This is a genomic window from Streptomyces sp. B21-105, from assembly GCF_036898465.1.
Classification (GTDB): domain Bacteria; phylum Actinomycetota; class Actinomycetes; order Streptomycetales; family Streptomycetaceae; genus Streptomyces.
In genome coordinates this window covers 4,907,453-4,922,832 of sequence record NZ_JARUMJ010000001.1, presented here as the reverse complement: position 1 = coordinate 4,922,832, position 15,380 = coordinate 4,907,453, and the positions used below count along the sequence as shown (strand labels likewise).

General features: G+C 68.3%; 16 protein-coding genes and 3 pseudogenes. 4 read left to right on the top strand and 15 right to left on the bottom strand.

What is annotated here, in order from left to right:
• Positions 1-132: 132 nt before the first annotated feature.
• Positions 133-618 (top strand): DUF4265 domain-containing protein, encoded by a 486-nt coding sequence (locus tag QA802_RS22225; protein ID WP_334525514.1) that lies wholly within the window; start codon positions 133-135, stop codon positions 616-618.
• Between the two features lie 166 nt (positions 619-784).
• On the opposite strand, the gene QA802_RS22220 is transcribed toward QA802_RS22225, so the two are convergent.
• A complete protein-coding gene (locus QA802_RS22220) occupies positions 785-1,156 on the bottom strand; it encodes a DUF5958 family protein (RefSeq protein ID WP_334525511.1) in 372 nt (123 codons plus the stop codon).
• 79 nt (positions 1,157-1,235) lie between these two features.
• Positions 1,236-1,565 carry a hypothetical protein gene (locus QA802_RS22215; RefSeq protein ID WP_334525509.1) on the bottom strand — a complete coding sequence of 110 codons (330 nt, stop codon included), beginning with the start codon at positions 1,563-1,565 and terminating at the stop codon, positions 1,236-1,238.
• A gap of 649 nt (positions 1,566-2,214) precedes the next feature.
• Here QA802_RS22215 and QA802_RS22210 point away from each other — a divergent pair.
• A complete protein-coding gene (locus QA802_RS22210) occupies positions 2,215-2,529 on the top strand; it encodes a hypothetical protein (protein ID WP_334525507.1) in 315 nt (104 codons plus the stop codon).
• A 177-nt stretch (positions 2,530-2,706) separates the two neighbouring features.
• On the opposite strand, the gene QA802_RS22205 is transcribed toward QA802_RS22210, so the two are convergent.
• Positions 2,707-4,746 (bottom strand): TerD family protein, encoded by a 2,040-nt coding sequence (locus QA802_RS22205; RefSeq protein ID WP_334525505.1) that lies wholly within the window; start codon positions 4,744-4,746, stop codon positions 2,707-2,709.
• A 466-nt stretch (positions 4,747-5,212) separates the two neighbouring features.
• Between QA802_RS22205 and QA802_RS22200 the strand changes: the two genes are divergently transcribed.
• Positions 5,213-5,569 carry a hypothetical protein gene (locus tag QA802_RS22200; RefSeq protein ID WP_334525502.1) on the top strand — a complete coding sequence of 119 codons (357 nt, stop codon included), beginning with the start codon at positions 5,213-5,215 and terminating at the stop codon, positions 5,567-5,569.
• Positions 5,570-5,986: 417 nt separating this feature from the next.
• Here QA802_RS22200 and QA802_RS22195 read toward each other — a convergent pair.
• The 6 genes and pseudogenes from QA802_RS22195 to QA802_RS41635 form a co-directional block, all read right to left on the bottom strand.
• A pseudogene (locus QA802_RS22195) lies at positions 5,987-6,240 on the bottom strand (arsenate reductase/protein-tyrosine-phosphatase family protein); the annotation flags it as partial.
• Positions 6,241-6,489: 249 nt separating this feature from the next.
• Positions 6,490-6,888, bottom strand: a complete 399-nt coding sequence (locus tag QA802_RS22190) for a PIN domain-containing protein (protein ID WP_334525499.1) — start codon at positions 6,886-6,888, stop codon at positions 6,490-6,492.
• On the bottom strand, positions 6,885-7,166 hold the full coding sequence (locus QA802_RS22185) for a hypothetical protein (protein ID WP_315886719.1): 282 nt from the start codon (positions 7,164-7,166) through the stop codon (positions 6,885-6,887). Before QA802_RS22185 ends, QA802_RS22190 begins: the two co-directional genes overlap by 4 nt.
• Before the next feature lie 168 nt (positions 7,167-7,334).
• Positions 7,335-8,441: a tyrosine-type recombinase/integrase gene (locus QA802_RS22180; RefSeq protein ID WP_334525492.1), complete on the bottom strand. Its 1,107-nt coding sequence runs from the start codon at positions 8,439-8,441 to the stop codon at positions 7,335-7,337.
• Positions 8,441-8,653: a helix-turn-helix domain-containing protein gene (locus tag QA802_RS22175; protein ID WP_334525489.1), complete on the bottom strand. Its 213-nt coding sequence runs from the start codon at positions 8,651-8,653 to the stop codon at positions 8,441-8,443. The genes QA802_RS22180 and QA802_RS22175 overlap by 1 nt, the downstream gene beginning before the upstream one ends.
• A gap of 141 nt (positions 8,654-8,794) precedes the next feature.
• Positions 8,795-8,992 (bottom strand): helix-turn-helix domain-containing protein, encoded by a 198-nt coding sequence (locus QA802_RS41635; protein ID WP_443042288.1) that lies wholly within the window; start codon positions 8,990-8,992, stop codon positions 8,795-8,797.
• Between QA802_RS41635 and QA802_RS22165 the strand changes: the two are divergent.
• Positions 8,920-9,159, top strand: a pseudogene (locus tag QA802_RS22165) (zinc finger domain-containing protein); the annotation flags it as partial. The gene QA802_RS41635 and the pseudogene QA802_RS22165 overlap by 73 nt on opposite strands.
• Positions 9,160-9,452: 293 nt before the next feature.
• Here the strand turns inward: QA802_RS22165 and QA802_RS22160 are convergent.
• From QA802_RS22160 to QA802_RS22135, 6 genes and pseudogenes are all read right to left on the bottom strand, one after another.
• Positions 9,453-9,863 carry a PIN domain-containing protein gene (locus tag QA802_RS22160; protein WP_334525486.1) on the bottom strand — a complete coding sequence of 137 codons (411 nt, stop codon included), beginning with the start codon at positions 9,861-9,863 and terminating at the stop codon, positions 9,453-9,455.
• Positions 9,860-10,081, bottom strand: a complete 222-nt coding sequence (locus QA802_RS22155) for a type II toxin-antitoxin system VapB family antitoxin (RefSeq protein ID WP_037887321.1) — start codon at positions 10,079-10,081, stop codon at positions 9,860-9,862. The genes QA802_RS22160 and QA802_RS22155 overlap by 4 nt, the downstream gene beginning before the upstream one ends.
• A gap of 613 nt (positions 10,082-10,694) precedes the next feature.
• Positions 10,695-10,778 (bottom strand): annotated as a pseudogene (locus tag QA802_RS22150) (DUF2587 domain-containing protein); the annotation flags it as partial.
• Positions 10,779-10,873: 95 nt separating this feature from the next.
• Positions 10,874-13,741: an FtsX-like permease family protein gene (locus QA802_RS22145; protein WP_334525479.1), complete on the bottom strand. Its 2,868-nt coding sequence runs from the start codon at positions 13,739-13,741 to the stop codon at positions 10,874-10,876.
• Positions 13,738-14,475 (bottom strand): ABC transporter ATP-binding protein, encoded by a 738-nt coding sequence (locus QA802_RS22140; RefSeq protein WP_334525476.1) that lies wholly within the window; start codon positions 14,473-14,475, stop codon positions 13,738-13,740. Before QA802_RS22140 ends, QA802_RS22145 begins: the two co-directional genes overlap by 4 nt.
• Positions 14,476-14,661: 186 nt before the next feature.
• Positions 14,662-15,318 carry a PadR family transcriptional regulator gene (locus QA802_RS22135; protein WP_319267623.1) on the bottom strand — a complete coding sequence of 219 codons (657 nt, stop codon included), beginning with the start codon at positions 15,316-15,318 and terminating at the stop codon, positions 14,662-14,664.
• Between the last annotated feature and the right edge of the window lie 62 nt (positions 15,319-15,380).

Here is a 15,380-nt window from a genome sequence, read left to right as displayed (position 1 = left end):
GATCGATCGGCGCACCCGACGCCGTGGCTGGCTGTCGTCGGCTGAGGCACAGACGAACTCGTATTCAGCTTGAGCAGATGTCATCGTCACCCGCCCGCGGCCGGCGCGACAGGGCTGTGCATCCTGGGCACCATGACGAACCCCGAGGGCCAGTACGTGAAGGTGCACTTCCGACTCGAGATCAAGGACGACTGGCCCCCGGCATCGGTGGAGAGTCTGTGGGCGGTCGACCAAGGCGACGGCACTGCGCGGCTCGATAACATCCCCTGGTTCGTCCGAGGCATTGCCTGCGGGGACATCGTGGCCACGGAGCCCGACGAGGAGGGCGTGCGGTGGGCCGGCGAGGTCGTTCGGCGTTCGGAGAACTGCACCATCCGCCTCATCGTGCTTCGTGACAGCGGTTCGGAAGCCGCACGGCAGAGCGTGCTCAACGCCTTTCACGAACTCGGCGTCTGCGGCGAGGGCATAGAACGCTTCCGCATGGTCGCCTTGGACGTCCCTCCCACCGCCGATCTCGCCAAGGTGCAACGGTTGCTCAACCACGGTGTGGCCAAGGAGTGGTGGGACATGGAAGAAGGGTGCATCACCGCGCAATGGCGAACCGCCTCCGCCGACTGACGCCGTCCACGCGACCCATGGCTGGGCCGTCCCTGGGCCGTCCGACGCTACTCAACAGTGGCCAATGACGACCAACGACGACCACCAGGCACACGACTCCACCGCCCCTGACCAGCAAAAACCCAGCTCACCAAGATCCCCGGCAAGACCCAGGGCAAGAAGACACCTAGGTTGCATCCCGCAGCGAACCCGACAGATTGTGCCACTCGTGACCGCACCCATCGGCGCAATGCCGCGTCCGCCTGCGAGTGTCCGCAATGCTGAAGAGGGCGACGAGCAGGCGGAAGGACTTGGTGAGTTCATAGGCCGGTAGCGCCGCCATCCCGAAACGCCACTTCGTGAGCATCACCGCCGGCGTGTGAGTGGGACGAATGCCAGAACGCGCGATGCTCTCCGGCACATCGTCCTCGCAGGCGCGGGCCTGCCCGCAGAACTCCACCAGTGAGTGCAGGACCTTGCGTTGGCCATCCTCCGAGAGGCCCTCGAACCACTCGACACCCTCGGCCGTCGGCCTGAGTCCCTGCGCGAGCTCGTTCACGACCACCTCGTGGGCGTACAACATCGGTTACCTCCCGAGTCAGTGCAGGCCGACAGTACGCTCACCGATTCCCTGGTGTTCAGTGTGAAGGCGTGAAACCAACGGACTGGTCGAGGTGGAACGCGGAGCCCGGAGCCGTCGGAGTCCAACCCTCACGCAGGGCAAGCCGAACAGCCGCGGCGACACCGGAGGGCAGTACAGGCTCAGCCTCGCGACCGATCCAGTTGCTCGGATGCGGCTGGTTGGTGGTGACCACGAGCGCCGCCCCCGGGGTGTCCGCGTGCTCGATCGCGAACGTGCACGGCGACCAGGCCAAGCCCTGGAAGTACGTCGGCCTGCCTCGCAGCCGCCAACGGTAGGCCGTGCCGTCAACAACTATCCGTCGTGATCCCTTGCGGACCAGTGCCATAGCGTTCCCCTTCAACAGCCACGATGCTGGCGAGCCCGGCCCCGCCGCCCGTCCCCAATTCCGTCTCATTCAGCGCCGTTCGCGGACGTTCAGACCGGACCGGAGGCGGTAGCCACTCAGACGACCGGCCGCCCATGAACGCAGGTGAACGGCCCCATCCGAGACCCCCGAGCCCACCACCACAGTTGGAAAGCGTGCGTCCGCCCCCGCGAGAAGGGGGCGCGCGGCCGGCGCTGGCAGGTCACCTCGTGGCCATCGACAAAGCCCGACCGTCGGTTAGGTCCCGGACGAGTCTCCGAGCCGCCCCCAGACAGGCCGGGGATGAAGCCATCCCTTCAGAGCTGGAACCCCCGGAAGCCGACCGCGCGCTTGAGACCATAGACGCAAGCACTGACAACGCACCCGTCGGCGATCGACCGTTGAGCGGGTGAGTGTCTAACTGAGTGACAACGCAGACGCACAACTGCGGACGCCCACGAACGTCTGCGGACCATCAGGGCAGGTCCGAGGCCCACCGGCTCAAGGCCCAGCTTCCGCCCAAGTTGCTTCGGAACGAAGAGGTCACTTGTGCAGTCCGGCGGCGTCAGGGGTGCGAAGTCGGCGACGACTCTCCATTGCCCTGCCACCTTGGACACCGCATCCTCGGCGTATGCCGGTCTCTCCTGATACCCGTGATCTTTGCCGGTCCGTCTTCGCGCCGGACGTGGTGGAGCTGGCCGTTATTGCTCTGGGGACGTACACCGGGCCAGATGAGACGTGGGTTCATCAGGCCGCCACCAGGCTCAGCGAAGGAGAGCTTCACCGCCTGGCCCACTGGTTGAAGGAGGCTGAGCGGAACCCGGCCACCTTCCGCTGGTACGCCAGCGAACCCACCGACGTGTCACCAGAGACACACCGGTTCGCGGTTGAGTTCACCAACGCGCTGATGGACAAGGATGTCCCCAAGCGGCCAGGGCCGCGGTAAGGGCCGTGCCAGATAGCGCGGGGAGCCACGGGGAACAGCGGTCGCTCACCGAGCACATCCACATGTCGCGACGCCGCTGCGCAGCAGGTCAGCGCGTCTATCGAGGGCGGAGAACCCTAGCTTCCCAAGCTCAGGGCGCTCATCCCGTTTGCAAGCACGTGGCTTCGTCCACGGTCGTCACCCTGTTCCGGCACGTTCCTTCGCTGATGCTTGCCGGGGCGTCGGGCGGTCCAGGTGGACTACCACGGTGGTGTAGAAGCGGTGCACAGCGTCGTCGACGCTGCGGATGAAGCCGGATTCGGCGTTCCCACGACTGCTTCCCATGCTTTTGAACAGGGACAGGCGGAAGCCGGTGATGTGGGTGTCGTTGCTCTTCGGGAGCATGTCCGCCGGCTCCGGGCGGAGCCGTTCCAGCGTGCCCCGTGGCCCCCCGGTTTCTCCTTCGATCAGGGTTTCGATGTGGAGGTCTGCCGGTGCCTCGGCCAGGCGGCGGATGAGGCGTTTGGCCCAGGTCAACGGGTAACCCTGCTCGGGTGCGGGGATCTCGATGGAGTTGCGGAGCTTGCCGGTGCGCAGGTCGGCGCTGATCGCCAGAATTCCGGGTGCGCCCTCGATCCTGAGCTCTGCCTGAAGCCTGCCGTCGACGCAAAGCTGATCGGCCAAGAGGCTGCGGCGAGATTTTGGATCAGCTCCACGCTTGGCGCGCTGGACAGGCAGTACCTTCTGTCCGAGTTCGCCACCGAGGCTGAGGCACATCTGACGGATGAGCCGTTCCCAGCTCTCGACCACGTCCAGGGCACGCGGATCGCCCTGACACAGGGTCTCGTCATCGATTCCGTTGCGTACAGGGACCCAGGCCGCCCCCATGTTCTGGAAGCCGTGGCAGCCGGAGTTCTCATGCCTCAGGTAGTACAGCAGTTCCTGGAGCAGCCAGGCATGTGCCTTGTCTCCGACGCCCTCGTGCCGGATCAACATCTGTGCCTGGTAGGTGACTTCGGCCCAGGACAGGTGCCAGAGAGCCACCTTGTGCTTGCGCCGTCCGTCGATCTTGACGTCGACGAGCGGGCTGCCTTCCAGCGCGACGTCGTTCGACAGTGTGATCACGGCCTCGTAGCCACGGCGTGCGGCGATGTCCGCGTATGCCTGCACCTGCTCAGGTTTAAGGGCGTTGCCGTTGGTCTTGGTCTCCACCAGCGCGGTCCACAGTTTGCCGGCCCGCTCGACACGGACCACCCCGTCGGGGCGTCGCGGTGTATCGCCGTGCGGCAGGGAGACCTCGGTGAACGTCTCCATACGGCCCGACGGTGCTCCGAACGCCGCCGTGATTCTCCGGCCGAACTCGGGCACCTGCGCCATCACCGACAGCAGTACCGACGTAGCGCGCATTTCCCGGTCCCGGTCGCTCTTGAGTACCGACACCGGAAAGAGTCTGGCCTGCTTCCAGGACTCATTGTCCGCCAGAGACTTCCTGGCCACCCTGGGCACAGTGACCTTCTTCTTCGCAGTGCGAGGCCGTGCCGCCTTCTTTGGTTTCACCTCGTCGCCAGGCGGGCGGGGAGCCGGAACCAAGCCTGGCGTCACCTGCTGTTCCTGCTCAACGGCCGGAGCCGGAACAGCCGTATCAGCCTGGTCGCTGCTCTCTGTATCGTTCAGTGCTTCCTCTGCGTCCGCGTCGTCATCGATGTCGACGCCGAAGTCCGCCGCCAGACCGGCCAGGCCGGCGTCGTAGCCCTGTCCGACAGCACGGAACTTCCACTCTTCCCCACGCCGGTACAACTCACCGAAGATGATCGCGCTCACCGTCCCGGCGTCATCGATGGCGAACCGGAGAAGGCTCTCCCCGCCCCCATCGGCCAGTGTCATCTTCAGGTCTTCCAGCTCCCCGAAGCCGGCTCCCTCGTAGCGGCTCGCCGCCACGACGATCCGGTCGATGCCGGACGGGACCGCAGTCAGGTCGAAGCTGATCCGGTCCTCGTCGCCGCTCTCCGTCGGCGTCTTCCCCAGCAGTTGCACACTCCCGTCAGCGGCAACCGGGTTGTTGTAGAAGTAGAAGTCGCTGTCACTGCGCACCTTGCCATTGGCATCCAGCAGCAGAACGGACACGTCCGCATCGCCTTCACCAGTCGGGCTGACCCAACTCAAACTCACAATCACCGAACCGGCGTTCTCGCTCAGTGCCGCCAGCGCCACGTTCGAGCCCTTGACCATCTCATGCATGAAACCCCCCAGATCTCGCAACTCGGGCACTTGGCTGCCCCACCCAAGCCGCCACTCCACGCCGCCGTCATGTGACGTATGGCACAACAAAGGACTGTAGTACCCGATAGTGAGACCGTGGGAGCGTCCGGAAATAACAAGCAGCGAGAGCCAAGGGTCAACAGAGCAGCTCCACAAGCCCCGTTAGCCCCGACCGAGGGGACACACCTCGGACGCGGATCAAGGAGCATCGCTCAGGAACCTGCCGACGCGGCCCCGCCGTCTCACTTTCCGTCTCATTCACCTGCGTTCACGGCCGTTCAGACAAGACCCGAAACCGTCCCAGTGGCGACGGCAAGCCGCCCATGAACCCAGGTGAACGCCCTCGAACGAACGCCCACCGTCCCACCACCACAGTTGGAAAGCGTGGTGGTGGAGCGGACACCTGGACCCCGACATCACGAGTGAAGGCAGCTAGGTTGAGGCCGTGGACGATGACGCAATCACCATCAGGCTCACGCACGATCAAGCGTTCGTGCTGTCGGACTGGCTGTACCAAGTGATGTTCCGGTCCGACGACCTTGAGGGGATTATTCGCGACCGAGCCGTTTGGTCACCAATCCACACGATCTCAGGAACGCTGGACGGGACGCTGGCCGAGGTCTTCATGCCCGACTACGCCCAGCGGCTTGAGGCTGCCCAGGAGCGCCTCCGGATCAGCATGTACGGAGAAGCAGACGAGTCGGCGGCATCAAGCGAGGACGCGGCCGCCACCGCACCACAAGCGCACCAGATAGAGCGGGCAACAACGGGGAACAACGGGGAATGCGGCCAAAAGCAATGAGACCTCGTCCTGGGCATCAGCCCAGCTCAGTGCCTGAGTGGGCCTCGCCTGATCGCAGCTTCCCAAGCTGAGAGCGCGAGTTCGATTCTCGTCACCCGCTCCATGATGAAACCCCAGGTCAGTGACCTGGGGTTTGTCTGTCATCTAGTCCAATTTGAGGGTGGCGTGCCCTAAGTCGAGATCGGGTGGCCACGCGAGGGGTGCTCGGGTGCCACTTTGAGCGACTCCGTCCCCGGCGTCTCAAATGACGAGACGCATTTCGTGTGACCTGCGCCGCTATCGCGTTCAGTGCCTGCGAAGTCGCTTACGCAGAGCGAAAGTTCACGAACCGTGACACACGTACCGGCCGTCATACGCGCGGCTTCACACCGAGGTCGGCAGGCAGACCAGGTACCTCTTGCCGGGGAAGACCGTTCAAGTGTCACCGCACCCCATCGTGATCACGGGGTCCAGCGCCTGGGCGGCTTCGGCTGTCAGCATCTTCGGGATCCCTGCGGAGACGTCGATGCCCGATTCGCTCATCGCTCGATGACAGCGGGGTTGACCGTGTCGGCCGGGGCCGAGCCGGCCGAGCGGACCTCCACCGCGTCGCCGGCGAGGTGCGTCAGGAAATCCGAGCGGTCAAGCTCTCCGACGCCGCTGAGCCTTGCGATTCGATCGCTACCGGGGATGAGCACGTCACCGACCCCCCGACCGCAGTGGCCGAAGCGAAGGCCGCTTCCGGATGCGGCTGCCAGAGTGGACCCGCGTGGCTCGCGTCGAGCGGATCGACACCGTCGGTCCGCAAAGTGGGCGAGCTGTGCATGCCGCGCCGCTCGACCTCAAACCACACATCGTGATCGTCCGTCCCCGACGACCGTACGGACTCACGCCTCGACGGCAGATCAGCGCAGCCGGACCGACGGCGACTCGGTCTACCCTCAAACCTTTTCGGCCAGCACGCGGGGGTGCCCGGCTGCGAGCAGACCGATGTCCTCGACGTCAGAGGTCAGGATGGTCACCCGCCCGGGATGCTGGAGGGCGGTCGCACACAGCATGGCGTCGATGGCGTACTTGTGACCGTGCAGACCCGCTGCTCGCACCAGAGCGGCGGCAGCCTGCGCCACGCCCTGCGTGACCGGCTCCACCCGGAGCCGGGAGAGAGTCCACTTCAGTGCGGCATCGTTGATCTTCGGGTGGATGACCTCGACGAGCACGGCAGCGGAGGTGACGACCGGCAGCTCGGCGTCACGGGCGGCCGTCAGCCAGTCGTGAACCTCCCGGTCCCGCTGCACCGCCTTGGCCAAGCCCTCGCTGTCCAGGACCAGGGCACCGCTCACGCGGCGGCCCCGGCACCCAAGGCACCGCCGGTAAGCCTGGCACGCTTGGCCGCCACAGCCTCCGGGTCGGCCGGACCATGCACCCTGTCGAAATCGGCGATCAGCTCGTCCAGGTTTTCCCGCTCGATCTGCTGCTGCGCCGCCTTCTCCAGGTAGGCCGAGACACCCCGCTTGCCGACCCGCTCACGGATCGCCTGCAGGGTGCCAGCGGTCAGGGTCACGGAGATGCCGCTGGTGGGACCGTCACCAGGGAGGAAATCCACGTCGTCATCAGACATGACTCCAAGTATGCCATTGGAAATGCTATTGCGAGTGATGTGGTCGGTCTCCGATCTGCCATGCAGGCGGTGCAGGGCGCGGGGCTCCGGCTTGGCACTTACTGGAGCCCCAGGCTCCCGTGTTGGCGGGGCGACTACGCCTCGCGGGCCTGCTGCCGTCCCGCGCAGCTATTGCCGCACCTCGGCGTCGATGCCCTTCGCCAGCCTGCGCTGATGCTTCACCGTCGAGTGCTGGTAGATCAGCTGGGCCCGCTCCGAGGACTGGCCGGCGCGGACCATGAGGTCCTTCAACTTGGCGCCAGTGTCGGCGGCCAGGGTGTTGCCGGTGTGCCGGAGGTCGTAGAAGCGGAAGTTGTCCGGCATCCCGACCTTGGCCCTGGCCTTGCGCCACTTCCGACCGAAGGTCGAGCGACGGAAGGGGGCGCCCTTCTCGCCGATGAAGTGGAGGCCGTCCGACCCCTTCTCGGCGAACCACTGCAGGTGGCGACGCAGCTCCGGGAGCATGAAGTCGGGCAGGTAGACGGTGCGCTTGCCCGCCCGGGTCTTGGGGTCGCCGGTGACGCGCCTGCCGTTGGTCAGCTCCGGGGAAGCCTGCGTGACGCGCAGCGAGCATTCGTCGAGATCGACACTGCGACGGCGCAGTTCGGCCAGCTCCTCCGGGCGGAGGGAGGCGAAGGCGCCGAGCAGGACCATCAGGCGCCAGCGGGGACCCATTGCGTCCGCCAGGTCGAAGACCTGCTCGATGGTGGCGGTGGGCCGCTCGTCGGCCTCCTCCTTGCCGGCGCCCTTGATGCGGCATGGGTTGCTGCGGAGGAGGTCGTCGCCGACCGCGGTCTGCAGGATGGCCTTCAGCAGGCGGTACGACTTGGCGACCGTGGTGGCGCCGGTCGCCTTCAGGCGCTCGGCTCGCCATGTGCGGACGGAGGGCGGGGTGATCTCGTCCAGGTCCTTGCCACCGAAGGTCGGCAGGAGGTGCAGGCGCAGCAGGCCGTCGTAGCGGTCGACGGTGGTGAGGGCCAGGCCGCGCTCCTCCATCCAACGGAGTGCGTGCTTCCCGAAGTTGACCGCGCCGGCATCCGGGTCGCGCCATACGTTGCGCTCGATGTCGGCGCGGACGAGGTTGAGCCAGTCCTGGGCATCGGACCTGGTCTCGAACGTCTCCGGGGCGGTGTACCGCTGTCCGTCCGGGCCGAGGTAGCGGGCCTGCCACCGGCCAGAGGCGAGCTTGCGTACCGTGCCGAACTCGCGCCGCCGCTGCGGCTTGCGTGCCGCCATCAGGCCGCCCTCCCGAAGCGGGTACGGACACGGCGGACCGGCGCGACGGTGCGCGCCTCGACGTACTCGGCGATCGCACTCTCGGGGACACGGACCGGGCGGCCGAGCTTCACATAGCGGATGCGGCGCTCGGCGATCAGGCGGCGGACGAAGCGCTCGCCCGTGCCGAGCATTTCGCCGGCTTCGGCCACGGTCAGGAGGCGGTCAGCCATTCGCGGTCACCTCCTGCGCGGTGTGGGCGGTGCGCTGGGAGCGGGAAAGAGCAGAGGGTATTGCGGGTCGGCGCAAGGCCGTTGGGTCCTTTACTCGGGAGTGGTTCGGCGTGGCAGGCCGTTCGGCGGGCGTCGCCCGGGCTACGCGGCGCGGATCCCCTGGAGGAGGGCCAGCGGCGAGACCCGGAGGGCCTGGGCGAGGGCGACAAGGTCGTCGATGTCGCAGCGGCGTTGAGCGCGTTCGATGCGGGACAGCATCGTGTTACGTCCGCGAAGCGATACGGTCCCACATCCTCGACTCGCCGTACCCGATCCTGCCCGTGGACGTCGCCCGCAGATGGCGTGCCCACCGACGCGACCGCCTCGACCGGCACACCGACCCCACTCCACCTGCCGACCCCGACGATCCAGCCGCCTGGTGTGCCGAGCTGCTCCGTGCCCGGAACGCTGTCGCCGCCGGAATGGCCGCCCCGTCGACGCATCGTGCAACCGGTCGTAGTGCGGACGAACACCGATGTGCTGTGTGGCGAGCTGATCGTCGCTGACGAGCATCACGTGGAGATCAGCTCCGAGACGGACGGCAAAGTCTCGTTGCCATGGACGGCCGTGGTGAGCGTGAAACCTGGCAAGACCTGCGACGCAGCGCCGTAGCCCAGTGCTGTCGAGTCGTGGCGTGCGTCCATACGTCATCCGGTAGGACCGCGGGCTTCGTCGAGGTCCGGCTGTAGGGGCATGACGCCCTGCAGGGCCTCGCCGTCCTCGGAGGGAGGGCTGGCGAGATCCGGCCCTCCACGCCGCCTCAGGAGACGTCGTGGATGTTGTGCTCGGCCAGGTCGGACGCGTGCCGAGCGATGGCACGGTAGTCGGCGTCGTCGTGGAGGACGGCCAAGCCGTGGTGGGCAGCGGTGGCAGCGATCACGAGGTCCACCGCCGAGGCACTGCGATGCTCCCCGGCCTGGGCCATACGATGTTGCACCCCGCCGATCCAGCGCCCCGCGTTCTTCGGCACCGACACGTCGGGGTAGAGATCGGTGAACATCTCCACGATCTCGTCGTACTCGCGTCCGGTCCGGGCGCTGTGAAGAAACTCGGTGCGTTGCGCATAGCAGGATGCGATGGCCCCGGCATCGATCGCGTCGTACCAGGCCGATTGCAGTTTTGAATCACGGAGCAGCCGGACCAGGCCGGACGTGTCGAGCAAGTAGATCACCGGCTGTGCTTCTCCGCACGGTGCAGGCGCTCGGCGTCCTCGACGGCACCCCACTCACGCGCACGCTCGAAATGACGGCTGATGCGCGCCGCACGCTCCTGCTGCTCGGCGTAGAAATGCAGAGCGAGATTGACCGCCTCCTTCTTGGTCCTGACCCTGGCCAGAGCCATGGCGCGTTCCAAGGCGTCGTCATCGATGTCGATCTGGGTCACAGACATGTGGCACCTCCCGCACGATGTTGGTGATGTACATAGAAGAATACTTCACCAACATCGACGCGGCCACGCCTTGGTGTCGGATCTGCACTCGCAACGGACATTCCAGGTCAGCCCGGCAGACGACGCCGACCGGTCGGTGCGGAGCGCCGCACGCACATATGACTCGATCGCTGGTGGTGGCCTGCCCATAGCGTGCCCCCACGGTCAGCCGCGGTGTGAACGGGCCCGTGCCACGGTGTCGGCACGATGAATCCGCGCAGGTCAGCGACCATCCGGCCGTGCAAGCGCCATCGCTTCCCAAGCTGAGAGCGCGAGTTCGCTTCTCGTCACCCGCTCTTCTTCAAGCCCCAGGTCAGCGACCCGGGGCTTGTTCCATAGGGGTGTCGTTGCTGCGGTTTGCGAGTACTCCCGCACCCCGAGATCGGGCCCCGCGCAACGGTCGCCGCGCCCAGAGGTAGAGATGCCCGGAAGCGCTGGCCAGCTTCGAGCAGCATCCCTCCGGACGGGGACTACCTCGTCATCACCACGTGGCGTGCCCTGTCGGCCTACCTGGTTCGCGACAGCGTGCAGACCGACCAAGGAGTACGGCCGGGACGGAAGGTGATCCCTAGTCAGTGCCGCCGAGCGCCGTCCCGTCCTGGCCCAGGATGAGGACCTGGGGGCTCTCCTGCGACCTGTCATTCCTCGGCATCTCCATGCCGCCATTCTCTCGCACGCATGCTTTCCCACACGGTGTGCCCCTGGACGAGGGTGATCCACCCTCGTCCAGGAGCACGGTCCGGCGACGGAGGCTCAGTGCGCGGCGCGGCGGGCCAGCGCCCCGCGCGAGCGGGTCACCAGCGCGGCCAGCAGGGCGGCGCCGAGGGGCACGGCCACCAGGAGGGCGGCGAGTGTCTCCCAGGGGACGACGATCGGCACGTACGGCGGGGCGTCACCGGCTCCGCCCCAGCCATGGTCGAGAGCCTCCTGGTAGAAGCGCATCTGCTCGCGCTCCTCGGTGAGCCGCAGCCCGACCGCGGGCAGGACACCGGCAGCCGAGCCGAGGACCACACCCATCGCGGCGACCACACCGCACTGGAAGCCGCTGAGCGTGCGGCGCACCCGGGGCGGGGCGCCGACCGCTGCGAGCGTCTTGAGATCGGCCTCCGCGTCGGCCTGGGCGAGACCGGTGGCGATGCCGGCCGCACCGATGGTGACCAGGCCGGCGAAGACGGTCAGCGCGAGCAGGACGAGCCCGTTCTCGTCGACCCAGCCCTGCTCCACGGTCAGCTCGACGTCGCTGCCGAGCTTGGCGATCTCGGCGTCGAGCTTCTGCCGCTCCTCGGTGCTGGGCATCCGGTCGGTGCTGAAGAAGGCGCCGAGGGGGACGGTGGTCAGCCCGGCGGCCTTGGCGGCGGCGGGGCTGAGCACGCTCTGCAGTCCGTAGGAGTCGGGCGAGCCGGCCACCTGGTAGGCGGGGAAGGACTTCAGCTCGCCCGGGACCGGCTTGTTCTGCTCGGCGGCGCGGTCGGCGGCCTTCAGGTCGGTGATCAGCTTGATGCCGACGGTGCCGTTCCTGCCGACCTGGGGCTTGTGGAAGCTGAGGAGCTTTCCGTCGGCGAGGGCCTTGGCCGCGCCCGGGTCGTCGATGCCGAGGACCTTCAGGAGCGGGGCGTCGGCGATGAGGAGACCGCTCTCGACGTAGATGCCGTTGCTGTCGCGCGAGAGGCAGCGCCAGTCCTTGGCGAGCGCGCGCCGCTGCTCCTTGGTGTACTTCTCCGCCGGGTCGGAGCCGTCGGGGGTGCTGACCCACAGCGGGCACTCGTTGGCCGGCGGGATGACGACCTCGAAGCGGCCACAGCCCTCGCCTTCGCCATACGGGGCGCAGCCGGGCTTGCCGACGGCGATCCGGAACACGTCGGCGCGGACGTCGACGGGCAGCGTCCGCTGCACGGCGTCGCGGACCTCGGGGACGTCCCGGCCGCCCTCCTCGGTGACGAGCGTGGCGACGGCCCCGTACGGCAGGCTGGCCCGGTACTCGGCCAGACTCTGGGCGTCGCGGCTCGCGGCGTACGTCGAGACGGCGACGGTGCCCGCGACGGCGGCCAGGACGGCGGCGACAGCGGGTGCCGTACGGCCCCGGTTGCGGACGGCGTCCCGCAGGGCGAGGCGCGGCGAGAGCGGCAGCCAGCGGCCGGCCCGGCCGAACAGGCCGACCAGGGCGGGCGTCATGGCGACCACACCCAGCTCGGCGATGGCCGAGCCACCCGCGACCAGGACGAACTGGTCGGAGACGACCGAGCCGTACAGGGCGATGGCCGCGCCGAGCAGGAAGGCGCCGAGGCCGATCAGCGGCAGCACGCGGTTGCTGCGGCGCACGCCGCGACGGCCGGTGAGGGAGGCCAGGACGGTCTGCCGGGAGGCGGTGACGGCCGGGACGATCGCGGAGAGCAGGCCGGTGAGGACGGCGAGCGCGGCGATGGCGAGCAGTTCCAGAGGCTTGACGGTGAAGCCGCCGAACCGCTGCCCCATATAGTCCTCGAGGAGCGGCCGGAGGGCGAAGGTCAGGATCAGGGCGAGGACCGTGCCGACCAGGGCCGCCGCGACACCGATGACGAGGCCGCCGCTCAGCATGATGGCCCGGATGTGGCTGCGGGCACCGCCGTTGGCGCCGACGAGGCCCAGCTGGCGGCGGGAACGACGGGCACCGACGGCGAAGGCGGGACCGGCGAGCAGGCAGATCTCCAGCATAGCCAGACCGACGACCGTGCCCACGGCGGCGAGATCGGCGGCGTCGGCGGCCCCGCTGCTCTCGTAGTTGGCCCAGCCTTCCTTCTGGTAGAGCGGCACCTCGGAGTCGGCGGGCGGGTCGAGGGCCACGGCGCGCGAGGTGACCAGGACACCCTTAACGTTGATCGCCTGGACCGTGTTCCACGTGAAACCACCGGACTTCTTCACCAGGTAGGTGGTGGAGACGTCGGGCTTCGGCAGTCCGGCCTTCTCGACCGCCTTGGCGTACGGCGCGAGGAAGGCCCCCGGCAGGACGTTGACCTGCTGTGCCGTGAGGTCGCTGGGCAGCTCGTACGAGCCGCTGATCACATAGGTGCGGTCGAAGCCGCGGGCGGTGAGGGTGGAGCCGACGGACAGTCCGCTGTTCTCCAGGAACCGGGTGGTCGCGGCGACCTCGTCGTTCTCCTCGGGGAAGCGGCCCTCCTGCAGCCGCATGATGCCCCGGGCGACGGGATCGGCGGCGGCCAGCTCACGGACCTCGGCCTGGAGCAGACCGTGCCTGGTGGTCAGCTTGGCACTGCCCCTGCTGTCGGTCAGCACCGTCGAACCGGCCGGGATGGTCTTGGTGACATCGGTCGGGCCGTCGGGCCAGGACTTGCCCGGCGAGTCGTAGTCCCCGGCCGGGGCGTGCTGCTCGCCGATGGGGTCCTGCAGGATGGCCACGCCGGCCGTCCGGGCGTCGGAGAAGCGAGCGTCGGCGGCACCCAGGGTGCGCTCCATCCGCTGCGCGGGGGTGAGTTCGGCGCTGCGCACGGTCAGGTCCAGGGCGCTCACGCCCAGGATCGGCAGCGCGATCATGGCGAGGACGAGGAAGCTGCGGCCCTTGGAGCGCCAGGCGTCACGGCGGGCGATGCGGACCGCGACCCGCCAGGAGTGGAACCAGGTCGTCACCGCTGGGCCGCCCGGCCGGTCAGGAGCGACTCGGCGTCGCTGCGTAGGGTCTGGTCGACGACGGCGCCGTCCCGCAGGAAGACGACCCGGTCGGCCCAGGCGGCGAACCGCGGCTCGTGGGTGACCATGATGCCGGCGGCTCCGGCGTCGCAGCGGGAGCGCAGCAGGGCCAGCACGGACTCGCCGGTCTCGGAGTCGAGGGCGCCGGTGGGCTCGTCGGCGAGGACGAGCCGGCGGTCGCCGACGAGGGCGCGGGCGATGGCCACGCGCTGCTGCTGGCCGCCGGACATCTCGTCGGGGAACCGGTCGGCGAGATGGCCGAGGTCCATCTCGGCGAGGGCGGCGAGGGCCTCGGTGCGGGCCTTGCGGGCCGATATGCCGTCAAGTTCGCGGGGCAGGGCCACGTTCTCGGCGGCGGTGAGGGCCGGGATGAGGTTGTAGTCCTGGAAGACGTAGCCGATGCTGCGGCGGCGCAGGGCGGCGAGCCCCTTGACGCCGAGGGCGGTGACGTCGGTGCCCTCGACGAAGACCTGCCCGGAGGTGGGGGTGTCGAGGCCGCCGGCAATGGTGAGCAGGGTGGACTTGCCGGAGCCCGACGGGCCCATGACGGCGACGAGTTCACCGGGGTGGACGTCGAGGTCGATGCCGCGCAGGGCGTGCACCTCGGTGGCGCCGGAGCCGTGGACGCGGGTCAGGTTCTGCAGACGCAGCACGGGCTGCTGCTGTGTGGACATGGTTCCCCCTCGGGCGTACGCCGGCGAACGGCCGGACGTCGGTGCGACGGACGGTCGTTAGCGGCGCTGTGCGTACGGTATGGGTCTGGTCGGGTGGTTCGGAGTCTTCAGGTGCTACGGGTGGGTCGGGTGGAGCCGGTGGACTCGGTCGTTCGGGTGCTCAAGGCCGGTCGTGAAGGGCGGACATCACGGGCGGTGGCGTGCGGCCCCCTCTGCCCCGGCCCCCGCCCGCGCCCCCATCCCCGCCGCTCCCGCTGCCGCCCCCGGCGAGGCCGGCTCCGGCCCCGCCGCCGGGGCGGTCGACGAGAGACGGATCAGCCGGGACTCGCAGTGGTCGAGCCAGCGCGCCTCGGCCTCGGTCTGGAAGATCAGCTGCTCCAGGACGAGGAGCCAGGCGATGTCGTCCCGCTCCCGGACCCCGTTCTTCTCCACGGCGGTGAGGGCCTGCGCCTTCAGCCGGGTGTAGTCCTGCATGGCCTTCACGGTGTGCCGGCGCTGGGACTGGATGACGTCACGAATGTCGACCCCGGGCGCCCCGACGGCCATGGCCAGCTTGATGGCCAGTTCGTCACGGGCCGGGCTGGTGCGGTCGACGGGGTTCTCGAACCAGCTGCGAAGTTCGACGCGACCGCTGTCGGTGATCGCGTAGAGCGGGTGGCCGGCCTCGTCCTCGCCGTCCTGCACGACCATGCCGTCGCGTTCAAGCCGGCTGAGCGTCGTGTAGACCTGACCCACGTTGAGCGGCCAGGTGGAGCCGGTGCGGGACTCGAACTCCGTACGGAGCTGTGAGCCGTAGCGCGGGCCGTGTTCGAGGAGGGCGAGAAGCCCGTGGCGGATGGACATACCGAGTATGTATACCGAGTAAGTCCGCGCGGACAAGCGTCCTGAGGCGGACGCCGGAGGTC